The sequence below is a fragment of the Flavobacterium sp. 11 genome (assembly GCF_002754315.1).
GTDB lineage: Bacteria > Bacteroidota > Bacteroidia > Flavobacteriales > Flavobacteriaceae > Flavobacterium > Flavobacterium algoritolerans.
The window spans coordinates 857,860-873,482 of sequence record NZ_PEFE01000001.1 but is presented as its reverse complement, the minus strand read 5'-3'; the positions used below and the strand labels follow the sequence as shown (position 1 = coordinate 873,482).

Sequence of the window (15,623 nt, the reverse complement as noted above, 5' to 3'; positions counted from 1 at the left end):
TAAATCACTCAAAGCTGTATTTTGATATTATTATTGCACAATAATGGCATGTTGCAATAAGAACGAACTGATTCCTATTCCGGCTTTATTTATTGCTTTTAGATTTACTTCAAATTTTAATTTATTGTCGACTTTGACAAAATTTACATGTGTTCCTTTTTTTCCAAAACCGTTTTGTTCTGTGACAATCAGTACCGGTTTCCCTGCATATTTAGAAAGAATGGTTTCAATAGGAATGGAACAATTGTAAGGAACAAACAGAATGTTGCAAAAACTTATATCATTCAAATTTTTATATTCTTTTACTTCAATTTTTTTGTCTTTACTAATGTCAAGCAGTGAATTGGTAATTGGACTTCCTTCCAAAATAGCAATCTTGAAAGTTTGTTTTTTAGAGTAATTTTTCCAGTAAACATAGTCTACAAAACGGTACAAGAAATCTGCTTTTAAAGCATATTCCTTTCCTCCGGAATTCTCTTGGGCCGAAATCGTATTTCCCCCCATTAGCATAATAATTATGCTTAAAATAAATAGGTGATTTCTAGTTTTCATCATTCTGTTTTTAACGAAGTTCTACCCTGATTTGAAAAATCTGTTTTAAAATTTATAGATAAGCGACAAGCTAAATAAAGTTCCTAATTGGCTAAAGTGATATCCTTGATAGGTCATTTGCGAGTAACGACCATTGAATGTAATCAGGTTAAATTGTGATTTCACTTGATTCGGGTTGTTCAGAATGGCTGTTCCGGCGGCATTTTCGGCTTTAAATTTCCATTCGGGCACTACATTTAACACATTATTCGCATTGAGCGTTACGGTTAATTTATCTGTTGCAGCGTAGTTAATTCCTAAATCAGTGACTATTTTAGGGATAAATTGTGTTCTTAAATTGGAATCTAAACCTTCTTGTTTGAAAGTTGTTTTTCCAAAATACGTGTTGCTAAGTGAGAAGTCAAATTTTCTGATTCTGTAATTTGCTCCCAAAATCCATTTGGTTTCGGGTCTGGACGTAAACATTAAAGCATCAAGTGTTGCACCAAAATTATTACTTGCAACGGGTGAAATTCTTTTGTTTTCAAGCGTTATATTTCCGGACAAATTGAATCCAATAACCCCGGCCCCTAATGTTAAAGTGCCGTAATTCATAACCACATCTAAGCCTGAAGTTCTCGTATCGAATGAGTTTTCAAACCAGGCAACGCTGCCAAACTGTGTGTCCACTTTATCCCCTAAAATGATTCGGTCTTTTACTTTAATGTTGTAATAATCTACAGTGAAATTTAAATCTTTCAGAGGATTGGAGCCTATTCCTACAGTTATATTGGTTGATTTTTCGGCATCTAATTTTGGAATACCCAAAATACGTGCATGTGCAGAAATATTATTAATTAAACCGTTGATTTGAATTCCCTGACCCGCTACGAAAGAATATTGTGATTTTTGAGTGTAGATTTGGTGTAATGTCGGTGCTCTAAATCCAGAAGAAATAGAACCTCTTACCGTAATTTTGTCTTTATAAAATTTATATCTGGAACTTAATTTCCAAACCGTTGCTGCCCCAAAATCACTGTAATCTTCATAACGAACGGTACCATTCACTGAAAAATCTTTTGTAAAGTCATACGCCAGATCGAAGTATCCTCCTAAATTGTAACGATTCCATTTTCCGGAATTCTCGGGTCGATTCCCCGCAAATGAGTCGGCGCCAAATCCATCCCAAGAAGCTTTATCGCCTTCATTGATCAGGAACGTTTCGGTTCTCACTTCGGAGCCAAAACCAATGCTTATTTTATCTGACAGCACTTTAGAAATATCTAAATTACCCACAACATGATTGAATGAAGCGCCTCCTGGTTTGAAAAAAATGGGACTGTTCTCACGATATAAATTCACTCCATTTGCATCCTGAATATCAGATCTGTTATGAGAGTTTTCTATAGCGTAAGTTTGTTTGTTTCCGCCTACTGTTATGCTGGCATCAGTATTCCATCCGTTTTTTATGGATTTGTAGCCTAAAGTGGCGTTGTAATCGTTTAATTCGCCAATAAATGTTGGAATATGGCCTTTGTATGAAGCGATAGTTCCGTCTCCAAAGAAGTTTAATAAATAGGGAAGGTCGTTTAAAGTAATTCCTCCTCCGTAGCCCCAGTATGGCGTTCTGTAATTGGCATAAGAATTCACTTTTTTATAGACATAAGCGGCGTTGTAATACATTTGTGTTTCATCGGATAGATTAAATCCACCGTTTACCAAAAATTTTGCAGCAGCAGTTTCTGGAGCTCCATTTATATTTTTGGCATCCGGATATTTTGTTAGAAAAGCGTTAATATCTGCTGAGGTGTTAATGCCAGAAATAGAACCTCCAAAATCAGCAAACTCTCCATCAGCATCTATTTTTCCGGGTCTGTTTGCCAATTTTACTTTCGAAAAATCTAACGTATAATTTACAAAACCATTATTGCCCACAGCAGAGCCATTGTTCAAGCTCACGCCCAGCATTTCGCCGTCACCTTCACCCGTCACGCCTGTTTTAATAGTTACGGAACCCTCATCAGTTCTCTTTTTTAAAATAATATTGAGTACTCCGGCAATGGCATCAGAACCGTATTGTGCCGATGCACCATCCCGAAGAATTTCCACCCGTTCTATGGCATCAATTGGTATTCCGGAAATATCAGCTCCTGTTTCCCCTTGACCGGGTGATGTTTGAACATACAGTAAAGCGCTTAAATTTTTCCGTTTTCCGTTGATGAGTATTAAAGTTCTGCTGGGTCCCATATTTCTAATTTCGTATGGGTCAAGTAAGGAAGTAGCATCATTTACGGGAGTTTGAGCCGTATTAAAAGAGGGAATTTTGTACTGTAATGCTTTGTCAAAGGTTATTTGTCCTGTTGAGGTCAGTTCTTCATAGGACACAATATCAATGGGAAGTGTTGTTGTAGTATTGCTTCTGGGCGTAGCTCTGGTTCCGGTAACGACAACTGCGTTAAGATTTTGTCCGCTTCCTTCAGATAAAACAACATTCAAAATAGATTCGGTTGTGTCATATTCTTGTTTGGAGAAACCAAAGTAACTAAAGACTAAAATAGCTCCTTCTTTGACGGTAATCTTGTATGCTCCGTTGAGATCAGTGGAAACGCTGTTACTTGTTCCTTTTTCGGTGACATTTACGCCTGACATGGCAACACCAGCATTATCTATCACAAAACCGGAGATTTCTTTTTGTGCAAAAAGAAAGGTGATGTTCAGCATAAATAATACGATGGTGACAAACTTTTTCATGATTAGTTGATATTGGTCCATTTTGGTTTGAAATCAATGGCAACGTAATAATTGTAAGAAGTTTTCAGGGAACTACTTGTTGTGTTTTTGAGAAAAAGTAATCCGTGAAAAAGATGAGTATGAAATCAAAAAGTAGTTTTGTTCAAGTTGTTAAAAAGAAGTTTATCCAAAAACGAATACTACTTTAGGTCTATAACAGAATTGGAAATATTTTTTGGGATTAAAAATATTTATACTTACGAATGAGATTTTTACTAAAAATTATGATGGTTTAATCCTATGCGAATTCCCCATTCATAATAGTTCTATAATTTCAAATCTTTGTAGGGATAGAGTTGAAATTATGTCCAAAAGGCAACTTAGATTCAGGTTGAATTTAAAAGCCACTTTTTTTAATCTAAAAAATGGAAAGAACTGATTTTGAATCTAAAAGCTCGTTTTTTCTATAGTAAATTTAATCAAAAAAAGGCATTTTCTTAAATAATAGAAAGCTTTTTTTTGTTTTTTTAAGTAAAGTTTAACCCAGTTGAGTTTTAAAGTAGTTCAGATTAAAAAACAGAAATGAGGAAAATTTTAATTGCAACCACAATCATCACCGCTGCCACAATTTTTATCTGATTTTTTCTTTTTGAAAAAGAATTTTTTGATTAAAAAGCAAGGGCAATTCCCAAGGCAATAAAAGCAATTATTTCTTGAATATCCATAATCGGTTATTTTAGAATTTGATAGGCAAGTAAAGCCACCACATAAGCAAATCCAGACATGAAGATCAATTGTCCAGCCGGCCATTTCCATGAATTGGTTTCTTTTTTAGTAACTGCAAGCGTACTGGCACATTGCATCGCAAAAGCATAAAACAAGAGCAACGATATTCCGGAGGCAAAGTTGAAAATCTTTTCTCCGGTTACCGGATTGATTTCGGCAGCCATTTTATTTTTAATTGTAGTCTCATTATCACTGCCACCTACGCTGTAAATGGTTGCCAATGTTCCTACGAATACTTCTCTGGCTGCAAAGGAACTGATGATTGCAATTCCTATTTTCCAGTCGTAACCAAGGGGTGAAATCGCCGGTTCAATAGTTTTTCCCATTAATCCAATATAGGAATTTTCCAGTTTTTGTGAAGCGACAGCATTCTCAAAATCTGTTTCTGACAACGGATTTTGCTGGGTGTTTTCAGTAACAATTGTTTCTGCATTATTGAATTTTTCGCCTGGTCCGTAAGAGGCTAAAAACCACAATACAATAGAAATCGCTAAAATGATTTTTCCGGCGCCAAAAATAAAAGCTTTCGTTTTTTCGATTACATTGATTCCCACGTTCTTGAAAAGCGGTAATTTGTAATTTGGCATTTCTACCACAAAGTATGTTTTTCCTTTTATTTTAAGGATTTTATTCAAAATGTAAGCGGAGAAAATAGCCATTCCAAAACCCAAAAGGTACAACAACATTAAGGTCATTCCCTGCATGTTCAGAAAACCAAAAACACGATTGTCCGGAATTACTAGCGCAATAATGATAGCGTAAACCGGTAATCTGGCAGAACAGGTTGTAAAAGGAGTTACCAGAATGGTGATTAATCTTTCTTTCCAGTTCTCTATATTTCGGGTAGCCATAATTGCTGGAATAGCGCAGGCGGTTCCTGAAATAAGCGGCACCACACTTTTGCCCGATAAACCAAATTTCCGCATGATTTTATCCATCAGGAAAACTACTCGGCTCATATAACCACTTTCTTCAAGAATCGAAATAAACATGAACAGGAAGGCAATTTGTGGAATAAATATCAAAATTCCGCCTATTCCGGGAATGATTCCCTGCGAAATTAAATTGGTCAAAACTCCTGCCGGTAATTCTTCGGCGGCAAGTGTACTCAATGAAGCAAAAGAAGCATCGATAAAATCCATCGGGATTTTAGACCATTCGAAAATAGATTGGAAAATAACAAACAAAATCAGGAAGAAAATTACATATCCCCAGACTTTGTGTGTCAGAACGCGATCCAGTTTACTGCGGAAATCTTTAGCAATAGTGGTGTCAATCTTTAATCCTTCTTTCAAAACATCATTGATGAATTGATAGCGTTTTATGGTTTCTTTTTGTTGCAAACGCTTTAAATCTGAATGCGATTTAGTAAACGAACTTCTAATTTCATTTCGATCTAAATTCAGGAAGTTTACGTCTTGCGTGATGACCAACCATAATTTATACAACAGCTGGTTAGGAAATGTTTTGCGAAGCGTATTGAAATATTCAGGATCAATACTGGACGCATTCAAACACGGTTCGCTTGAAATGGTTTTGTAACTGACAATCAATTTTTTCAATTCATCAATTCCAAAGCCTTTTCTGGAACTAATCAGTGCAATTTTTGTTTTTAAATGTTCCTCAAGATACGGAATGTCTAGTGTGATTCCCTTAAATTTCATTCTATCGGCCATGTTGATGACTAATATTGTGGGAATTTCAAGGTCTTTTATTTGGGTAAAAAGCAGTAAATTTCGTTTCAGATTTTCAACATCAGTAACGACAAGCGCTACGTCCGGATATAACTTGTCGTTTTTATTTAGTAATAATTCAATGACTACATTTTCATCAATCGAACTTGCATTTAAGCTGTAGGTTCCGGGTAAATCCAGAATATTTGCTTTGGCATTATTGGGTAATTTACAAAAACCAATCTTTTTTTCAACCGTAATTCCAGGGTAGTTCCCCACTTGTTGATTAAGTCCTGTCAACTGATTAAAAACGGAAGTTTTCCCCGTATTAGGATTCCCGATTAAAGCAACATTGATATTTTGATTGGTCATTATAAGTTGTTTTTTAGTATTTCAACTTCAATCTCACGGGCTGTTTCCACGCGGATAGCAACGTGTGAACCATTAATGTTAAGGTATAAAGGATCGCCAAAAGGAGCAATTTGAAGTAGTTCAACCATATTCCCCGGCAGACAACCCATTTCTAGTAATTTCAATGGAACAATGTCAATATCAAAATCTTTGATAATGGCTTTTTCACCTTTTTTTAGAGAATGTATCGTTGTTCGCAAGTCTTATTTAGATTGAATTAAGATTGCAAAAGTACATATTATAAAACTAAAAAAAATGATAATTGTCAATTTTGTAGTTTTTTTGGATAAATTTTAAGAATAGGGAATAGTTTGTTTTACTGGGTTTTTCAATCAGATTATAAGTGACTTATCTTCTGTTTAAAGTCTTTATTCGTTACTCAAAAAAGTAATATCTTCGATTAATCGCTTGATGTCTTCTTTATTGGTGCCGTCATAAAAGCCACGAACTCTTTTTTTGGCATCCACCAAAACAAAATTTTCGGTGTGAACCATATCATATAATTCACTTGGTTTACCCAGTTTCACGGCCAAATAGGATTTTCTGGCCATGGTGTAAATTTCTTTTTTATCTCCGGTGACTAAATTCCATTTGGCATCATCAACATGATGTTTTTTGGCGTAAGCCTTTAAAACGGGAACGCTGTCAGTCTCCGGAAAAACGGTATACGATAATAATTTCACCTTTGGATTATTGGCGAAAGCTTTTTGAATATCGGATAAATTGGTAGTCATCTTTGGACAGATGGAGCCACAAGTGGTAAAGAAAAAATCAGCAACGTATATTTTGCCTTCGTAATCTTTTTGGGTGATGGTTTTTCCGTTTTGGTTAACAAATGAAAAATCAGCAATCGTATGGTACTTGCTTTTGTATTGAATGGTGCTGTCCACTAATTCAGGATTTACATCCGCGGGATTATAAATGGGAAGTGTTTTTTTTGGCTTTAAAGCCGAATAAAATAAAGATAAAATGATTGCCGAAAGAACAATGAAGACCCCGAAAAAGAGTCGGTATTTTTTGAAAAATTCTAACATAACGCTATTTTGATGCAAAAATACGAAAACGAGATTTGTTTTTAATTCAAATTAACACAATCTTATTTTAGGTACATTCCTTTGAAATAAAGGATGTGAAATTAATACCTTTTAGGATTAAACCTTTTAGAAATTTTAAAGTCAAATAAAGATGTATTTGATTTTAACTAAAAATCAAATTATTTATTAATAGCTTTGTTAAGATAACTAAAAACCAAAAAAAAATGAAAAAAACCAGCAATAAGCAATTGCTTTTTGTGATTCCCGCAATCATGGGTTTTGCGGTGAGTCAAGCACAGAATGCTCCGGCAGCTAAAGAACCGGGGATCAATGTTAATTACATGGATAAGGCTGTAAAGCCTAGCAACGATTTCTTTCGTTATGTAAACGGAACTTGGTTGGATAATACGGAGATTCCTGCAGATAGAACCCGTTGGGGTAGTTTTGATGAATTGCGTCAAAAAACAGATGCTGATGCATTGGCAATTCTAAAAGAAGCGACAACAAATCCAAGCTACAAATCGAATACAGATCAAGGGAAAGCGATTAACTTATACAAATCTATTCTTGATACCGTAGGAAGAAATAAGTTAGGTATAGCGCCTTTGAAACCGTACTTAAAAAAAATAGACGCGGTTAAAAATGCCAAAGATTTAGAGGCTTTATTGATTGAAATGGAACCTATTGGCGGGATTGGATTTATGGGTGCCGGCGTAGGAACTGATGCAAAAAACAGCAGTAGAAACGTGATTAATTTAGGTCCGGGCGGTGTAGGCTTGCCAGACAGAGATTATTATGTTTCTGAAGATGCTGATTCCAAAGAGAAACGTGCGAAATATCTTTTACACGTTGCCAAAATGTTGCAATACCTTGGTGATAAACCAGCAGTTGCAAAAATGAATGCTGAAAAAATCCTGGCTCTTGAAATTGCCATGTCTAAACCAAGATTGGACAGAGTAGAACGCAGAGATCGCCGTAAGTCATACAATCCAATGACATTGGCTGATTTGAGTAAATTAATTCCATCAATCAACTGGAATAATTATTTTACAAAAATTGGATTGGCAAAAGTAGATACTGTTATTGTATCGCAACCAAAATACATGACTGCGCTAGAAACTATTTTTAAAGAAAATAAAGTAGAAGACTGGAAAGCATACATGCGTTGGAGTTTGTTGAATAGAGCTTCAAGCCAATTATCAACTGAAATTGAAAATGCAAACTGGGAGTTTTACGGAAGAACGTTAACGGGAGCTGTAAGTCAAAGACCACGTGACGAAAGAGCACTTCAAACCATCAATGGAGCGGTTGGAGAAGCGTTAGGAAAATTATATGTTGAGAAAAAATTTCCGGCTGAAGCCAAAGCCAAAGCGGAGAAAATGATCAAAAATATATTTTCAGCTTTCGAAAACAGAATCAATAATTTGTCTTGGATGTCTGCAGAAACAAAGGTGAGCGCGCTTGCTAAATTGCATAAATCAAGAATTAAAATTGGTTATCCTGATAAATGGAAAGATTATTCAGCCTTGACGATTAAAAGTCCAGAAGAAGGAGGAACGTATTTTGAAAACGCTAAAAGCATGGCGCAATGGCGTTTCAATGAGAATATAGCTGAGTTGAATAAACCTGTTGATAAAGACAGATGGGGAATGTCTCCACAAACGGTAAATGCGTATTACAATCCTTCAAATAACGAGATTGTATTCCCTGCAGCAATTTTACAACCGCCTTTTTACAATTACCAAGCGGATGAAGCAGTAAATTATGGTGGAATCGGAGGGGTTATTGGACACGAAATTTCACATGGTTTTGATGATTCAGGTTCCCGTTACAATGCTGACGGAAACTTAGTAGACTGGTGGACTGCCGAAGACTTGAAACAATTTTCAGCCTTAACAGGAGCACTTGCCGCTCAATACAGCGCTTTGCAACCTATTCCGGGAACTTTTGTAGATGGTAAATTTACTTTAGGAGAAAATATTGGAGATTTAGGTGGAGTAAACGCTGCTTATGATGGTTTACAATTGTATTTGAAAGAAAACGGAAATCCGGGATTAATCGACGGATATACTCCAGAACAACGTTTCTTTATTTCTTGGTCAACTATCTGGCGTTCAAAAATGCGTGATGAAGCCTTGAAAAACCAAGTAAAAACAGATCCGCATTCTCCAGGAATGTACCGTGCTTATGTTCCTTTGCAAAACATTGATACGTTCTATAAAGCGTTCGATATCAAAGCAACTGACGGAATGTATATTGCACCTGAAAAGCGTGTAAGAATCTGGTAGAAATACATAAAAGCATAAAAAAAGTCCCATTTGACACTGTCAGATGGGACTTTTTGATTTATCAGGGATTTATTTCCGGCCTTTCCTCAACGAATAATTCACCAGATACAATCCAAACAATGTAACGCCACCACCTATTGCAATGGCAGCATTGAGGACTTCACCAAAAATCACAGCACCTAGAATCACGGCTATAATTGGGTTGATGTAGGCGTAAATACTGCTTATTTCAGCAGGAAGATTTTGAAGCGCATAGATAAAGGCAATGAAAGTAAGCACCGAGCCAAAAACAACTAAATAAGCAATAGACCACCACGAAATAGCTGGAATAGCACTCAAGCTAACGGAAGTTCCGGTTGCTCCATTGTACGCAAAAATTAAAATGCTGGATATAAACATTTGCAGTCCCAAACTAAAATAAGGATTAAAACTAGCTGCTTTTTTCTTTGTATACAACGAGCCGAATGCCCAAGTTAACGTGGCTATCAATGACAGTATAATCCCAAATCTAAAATCAGGAATCATAAAATCACTTAAATGATCGTAAAAGATAACGCAAACGCCACCAAAACTGATAATTAAACCAATAACAGTAAGTCTTGCCAATCGTTCTCCCTTAAAAAAAGTAATAATTACAATCCATAAAGGAACAATAGCTCCAATGATTGCTCCCAGTCCGCTACTGATGTATTTCACGCCCCAAGTGCTTAATCCGTTACTCAAAACAAAATTAAGGATGCTTAAAATGACAATGGTTTTCCATTGTTTTCCTTTTGGCCAAGGTGTTTTTTTGAGCAGGAAAAAAGAAATATACAGCAATCCGCCAATGAATTGTCTAATGGCAGCAAGTTGTAAAGCCGGCATGTGTTTTACGCCTTCTTTTGAAGCAATCCAAGTAGTTCCCCAAAAAAAACTGACCCAGCACAAAGCCAAAATAGGTAATCCAATGGCATTAACTTTAGACGAAACAGCATTTTTAATTTTAGTTCTCACGTTATAAATTTGGTTTTGTAAAAGTATAATTTAAAACGGTTTCTATTTTAGTACTCAAAATTGTTTTTCCAATAGATGGATTTTTATGATTAAACTTTGGCAAAGCCAAATCTAAATCCACTGCTTTTTGTGTGTAGTACCTTTCTCGTGAGGGATGAGATGGAGCGACCGCATTGAAGGTTTCATTCCACACATCATTTTCAATGATTTTTAGAATTATACCCACACAATCTTCCTGATGAATCAAATTAATCGGTGCATCAGGATTATCCAAATTTTCACGGCCAGCCAGGAATTTTATTGGATTACGGTCTTCGCCAATTAAGCCGCCAAAACGCAATACCGTTGTTTTGAAGTTTATATTGCTTTGCAAAAGCTTTTCTGTTTCCAGTAATTGTTTGCCGCCTTCAGTATCCGGTTTCGGGATTGTTTCTTCAGTAACAAAAGCATCATCATCATTATAAACTGATGTCGAACTGATGAAAAGCACGTTTTCAATAGATGATTTTTCTATAAACGGAATTACATTTCTAATCTTGGAAACAAAACTTTCGGCCTCTGAACCTCTAAGCTTTGGCGGGACATCGATGATTAAAATTTTAGAATCCTCCAAAAAACCAGTTACGTTTCCAGAAGTTTTGTTTTCTGAAAGCGCAATTAAAAAAGGTTCAATACCTGCATTTTCCAATACTGCTAATTTCTCTGTCGAAGTCGTCGAGCCGTTTACTAAATAGTCCCTTTTTAATAAGGCTTTCGCCAAAGGAAAACCCAGCCAACCACAACCCAGAATACTAATTTTTGTCATTTTGTGTTTAAATTATTTGACTTTCAAACTGTCTTTTACAACTGTTAAACTATCTTTAGCCATAGGATTGATAGCTGTATCCAAAGCATTTGCAGCCACAACCGGTGTCGGTTTTATTTTTTGTTTGATTACTACCGCATCATTCAAAACAAAAGGTGTTGGCATCATCCAGTTTTCTCTTTTGGCTATTCCAAATAAAGGATTAGTCATTAAATCAAAAGAACTTTCCATCAATTCCATATCGAAAACCGTTGAGGAATTTACACTGAACTGCATTTCTAAAGGTGTATTTCCAACGACATAATAACTCAATATTTTCTTTCCTTTTCGTTGGTAAAGTGAATTTTTCTGGCCTAATGTGGTCACGCCATTCGCTTTGAAATTATGAATCACCATTTTTTCATTGGCAAAAATATCATAGCGGTTGACGTTTCGATTCGGGGAAATTTTTATTTTCAAATACCTTTGATTGCCTACAATTCTGTCTTCTAGAAACGTAATACTTGGTTTTAGAATGTCTTTTCTAGGAGCTTTGGCAGCATACGTAAAACCGGAATTGTATTTGCTGAACAATGGTGTTTCGTTCAAAATGGATGCGTCTTTTGGGTTTTCACCCAAATAGCTTTTGGTCCAGGAATCAAGATTGGTGTCATACGTAACCCAATTGGCTTTGTCAGTATCGGCATCATAGACATACAATAAGCTGTTTGATTTGGCTTTCCCATATTCGTAACCTGATTCAGAATGCGCTTTCGCAAAAAAGCCAATGGCAAGCATAAAAAATACTAAAGACCAGATTCCTTTTTTGGCGAAAGTCCCAAAAACAGGCAACAATAATGTGAATGTCAAAACGGTAAGGATTGCACTTCCAAACAACACTTTTAATCCCAAACCAATAGGAAACATCTGGATGAAAGGCGCTATGATTATCAAGGCCGGAATGCTAAAAATAAGACTTAGTATTTTACGTGATTTTTGGGTAATGATAAATGCAACGAATAAAAATAATCCAAAATAGACCGGAATAATCAGGAATCCAGCTCCTTGTAAACTGAAAGCTAGCCCTCCATTAATCACAATCCAAATAAATAATGGTGCTACATAATGATTCATAGTCACTTTCTTGGCAGAAAAACGGTTGTAAAATACTAGGCTTATCGCCAAAGCCAGAAGTACAAATGCTGCAATGTAAGCGTGTCCGTTATAGGTAAATCCGTTGAGTAAATCATTGTATTGCGGGTAAACTACTAATAACCCTTTCCATCCAAAAAAAGTAATTAATCCAGTAACAATCAATGAACCTAAAAATGGAATAAATCCTCTTCCAATTTCGCGGAATGATAAAATACGCTTGGCTATTCCTAAAAATAATAGGAAAATAAACAGTACCAATGCGATTACCACCATTGGTAAAACCCAGCTAAACGGATAACTTATAAACGTATACGGAATGGTAAAATAGACGTAATCTTCGCTGGCTTGTGTCGTATTTAAATCGGCATTTGAGAAGTAATTCAGCAATGGCATTAAATACGTTCCTTGATGCGCTAATGTATTTTTGTTCAAATGATTGATGTCATCCTGAGCGGTATGATAGTTAAAATGGTCATCAATAAAAGCAAAATTATACCCTTGAATATTGCCTTGTTCTCTGAAAACAGTCAAGTCAGTATCATTGGGTAACATCTTATAAATGCTGTACATCAAGGAATTTGAAACGGGAAAAGTCGCTTTTGCGGCAGCAAACTCTTTTACTAACCCTGCATTTCCCTTGTTGGTTTCCATCAACATATAGCTGGGTCCGGATGAACCACGCGCTTCAAAGTTTAGCACCAAACCTATTTCTTTTGCCCAATGGTGTTTGGTTACAAATAATGCTGCGCCATTTAATCCTAATTCTTCCGCATCTGAAAACAGAATAATAATATCGTTTTTATGTGGGGTTTTGGAATATAAAAAAGCACGAACACTCTCTAGAATTGTCGCGACTCCGGAACCTGCGTCACTTGCACCTTTAGAGTAGGAATGTGGTGCGCTGTCATAATGGGAAAGCAATAACAACGCTTTAGAATTAGAAGTTCCTTTTATTCGAGCCAATATGTTTTTTGATTGTACTAAATTTCCCCAATCGCTCAAGGTGTATCCTTCTTGAACAGAAGTTTCCAGTCCTAACTTGTTCAGCTCTTTTACGAGATAATTAGCAACCACTTCATGTTCTTTGGAACCTACATAATGAGGTTGTTTTGAAATGGCTTCTACTTGGTTTAAAGCTCTTTTGGTCGAAAATTCAGAAAGAGAGCCTTCTTCATCTGAAGTCCAATGTGGCATCATGGTAAAGTAAATCAATCCTAGTATCCCTAGGAGAAATAAACTGGCAAAAATTGAGGAATAATCTTTTTTCATTTTTGGTTAGATAGGTTTGGGGTTGTGGTATTTAAATGTCTTTTTTGACTAGCATATAAAAATCATTATCCAAAAGCATATAGCCTTGGTCATATAGGAAATAGTAGGTATTTCCAGTTTTGGTTTGTAAAATATTAGTAAAAAACTCAAAATCGAAACCTTTGCTCAGGAGTTTTGCCCGAGTGGTTTTTGATTTCCCTTCAACATTAAGCTCTGACAAAATACGGTAATTCTTGCGTAACTTATTGTTGATGTTGCGCATAAAATTAGTACTGTCTTTGTTTATTTTATTATTGTAGGCATTACGACAGCCGTCACTACAGAATTTCTTATCCTCGCGACCTACAATTTTCTCTCCACATTCTAGGCAGGTTTTCATGGATTTATTTTTTTAATTTCGTACAAATCTGTTCTACGATCTTTAAGAATTCGAACACTTCCATGCTCGTGAAGTTCCTTTAATAAATTCAAATCAACATCTACAATCAGGGTCATTTCAGTATTCGGAGTAGCTTCGGCTTTTATTCCGTTACTTGGAAAGGCAAAATCTGATGGTGTAAACACCGCAGATTGCGCATATTGAATGTCCATGTTGTTCACCTTTGGAAGATTTCCAACACAGCCGGCTATAGCCACGTAACATTCGTTTTCAATTGCTCTGGCCTGTGCACAATGTTTGACTCTGGTGTAAGCATTTTGAGTATCAGTCAAGAATGGTACAAATAAAATATTCATCCCTTCATCCGCCATTAATCGGGAAAGTTCTGGAAACTCTACATCATAACAAATCACGATACCTATTTTTCCGCAATCGGTATCAAAAGTCTTAATTTGTGATCCTCCGGTCATTCCCCAATGTTGTACTTCGTTTGGCGTGACATGAATTTTAGCATACATTTCTGAAGTTCCGTCTCTTTTACAAAGAAAACCAACATTGTATAACGTGCCGTTTTCTAAATACGGCATACTTCCTGTAATGATGTTTATGTTATAAGAAATGGCTAATTCTTGAAAGCGTTTGTGAATAGGTTCAGTATGTTTTGCTAATTCCCGTATGGCTTCGGCTTCAGATAAATGATTGTAATCCGCCATCAACGGCGCTGTAAACAGTTCCGGAAATAAAGCAAAATCACTTCCATAGCCAGAAACAACATCAACAAAAAATTCGCATTGTTCGAACAAAGCTTCCAGATTATTCAATTGACGCATCTGCCATTGTACTAATCCTAGTCGGATGACGCTTTTTTCTAGGTTTATTAATTTTGGACTTTCGTCGTAATAAATATTATTCCATTCCAGTAAAACAGCAAATTCTTTGGAGTCAGAGTCCCCTTCCAAGTAGTTTTTCATTACTCGGATCACGTGAAAATCATTACTCAACTGAAAAGAAAGTACGGGATCATGAAGTTCTTTTCTTTTTACTTTTTCGATATAATTTTTTGGAGTAAGTTTTTTTGCATGTTGTCCATAATTAGGAATTCTTCCTGCAAAAACAATTGCTTTTAAATTCAATTGTTCACATAATTCTTTTCGGGCATCATATAAACGTCTGCCAAGGCGTAATCCTCTATAATTTGGATGAATAAAAACATCTATTCCGTATAAAACATCTCCTTTCGGGTTGTGGGTAGAGAAGGTATATTTTCCGGTTATATCAGAATAATTATGGTTTTTGTCGACAAGACTTTCATCAACAATGAGTGATAATGCAGAACCTACTACTTTTCCATCAACTAAAATTACCAATTGACCTTCAGGAAAAATGCTTAATAATTTTTCAATATGATGTTCTCTCCAGTAAGAGCCAACCATTTCCGGATAAGATTCTACCATGGAGTTTTTTAACTCTTTGTAGTCGTCAAATTTCAGATTTCGTAACTCTACTTTGTTTATTTTGGCTTGCATAAGAATTTGATTTTCATCAAATATAGCTAAATTTTCCCATTTACAAACGTTTACAAATAGTTAC

At 35.8% G+C, this 15,623-nt stretch carries 11 protein-coding genes and 1 pseudogene; 1 reads left to right on the top strand and 11 read right to left on the bottom strand.

The window, feature by feature from the left end:
- Positions 1-30 precede the first annotated feature (30 nt).
- From CLV00_RS03795 to CLV00_RS03770, 6 genes and pseudogenes are all read right to left on the bottom strand, one after another.
- A complete protein-coding gene (locus CLV00_RS03795) occupies positions 31-504 on the bottom strand; it encodes a YfiR family protein (protein WP_158234584.1) in 474 nt (157 codons plus the stop codon).
- 93 nt (positions 505-597) lie between these two features.
- Positions 598-3,282, bottom strand: coding sequence for a TonB-dependent receptor domain-containing protein (locus CLV00_RS03790; RefSeq protein WP_099716223.1), 2,685 nt, complete (start codon positions 3,280-3,282; stop codon positions 598-600).
- A gap of 573 nt (positions 3,283-3,855) precedes the next feature.
- A pseudogene (locus tag CLV00_RS16535) lies at positions 3,856-3,986 on the bottom strand (FeoB-associated Cys-rich membrane protein).
- Positions 3,987-3,992: 6 nt separating this feature from the next.
- Positions 3,993-6,092 carry a ferrous iron transport protein B gene (feoB, locus tag CLV00_RS03780; protein WP_099713881.1) on the bottom strand — a complete coding sequence of 700 codons (2,100 nt, stop codon included), beginning with the start codon at positions 6,090-6,092 and terminating at the stop codon, positions 3,993-3,995.
- Positions 6,092-6,331 carry a FeoA family protein gene (locus CLV00_RS03775; RefSeq protein WP_099713880.1) on the bottom strand — a complete coding sequence of 80 codons (240 nt, stop codon included), beginning with the start codon at positions 6,329-6,331 and terminating at the stop codon, positions 6,092-6,094. Before CLV00_RS03775 ends, feoB begins: the two co-directional genes overlap by 1 nt.
- 168 nt (positions 6,332-6,499) lie before the next feature.
- A complete protein-coding gene (locus tag CLV00_RS03770; RefSeq protein WP_099713879.1) occupies positions 6,500-7,165 on the bottom strand; it encodes an SCO family protein in 666 nt (221 codons plus the stop codon).
- Between the two features lie 224 nt (positions 7,166-7,389).
- Here CLV00_RS03770 and CLV00_RS03765 point away from each other — a divergent pair, with 224 nt between their 5' ends.
- Positions 7,390-9,453: a M13 family metallopeptidase gene (locus CLV00_RS03765; RefSeq protein WP_099713878.1), complete on the top strand. Its 2,064-nt coding sequence runs from the start codon at positions 7,390-7,392 to the stop codon at positions 9,451-9,453.
- Positions 9,454-9,522: 69 nt separating this feature from the next.
- Here CLV00_RS03765 and CLV00_RS03760 read toward each other — a convergent pair whose 3' ends face one another.
- The 5 genes from CLV00_RS03760 to CLV00_RS03740 all read right to left on the bottom strand — a co-directional run bounded on the left by CLV00_RS03760 (position 9,523) and on the right by CLV00_RS03740 (position 15,559).
- Entirely contained in the window at positions 9,523-10,446 is a 924-nt protein-coding gene (locus CLV00_RS03760; RefSeq protein ID WP_099713877.1) for a DMT family transporter, read from the bottom strand.
- Position 10,447: 1 nt separating this feature from the next.
- Positions 10,448-11,251: an NAD(P)-dependent oxidoreductase gene (locus tag CLV00_RS03755; RefSeq protein WP_099713876.1), complete on the bottom strand. Its 804-nt coding sequence runs from the start codon at positions 11,249-11,251 to the stop codon at positions 10,448-10,450.
- Between the two features lie 12 nt (positions 11,252-11,263).
- Positions 11,264-13,582, bottom strand: coding sequence for a M28 family peptidase (locus CLV00_RS03750; protein ID WP_099716222.1), 2,319 nt, complete (start codon positions 13,580-13,582; stop codon positions 11,264-11,266).
- Positions 13,583-13,685: 103 nt separating this feature from the next.
- Entirely contained in the window at positions 13,686-14,033 is a 348-nt protein-coding gene (locus tag CLV00_RS03745) for a hypothetical protein (RefSeq protein ID WP_099713875.1), read from the bottom strand.
- Positions 14,030-15,559 carry a bifunctional GNAT family N-acetyltransferase/carbon-nitrogen hydrolase family protein gene (locus CLV00_RS03740; RefSeq protein WP_099713874.1) on the bottom strand — a complete coding sequence of 510 codons (1,530 nt, stop codon included), beginning with the start codon at positions 15,557-15,559 and terminating at the stop codon, positions 14,030-14,032. The genes CLV00_RS03745 and CLV00_RS03740 overlap by 4 nt, the downstream gene beginning before the upstream one ends.
- Positions 15,560-15,623: the final 64 nt, after the last annotated feature.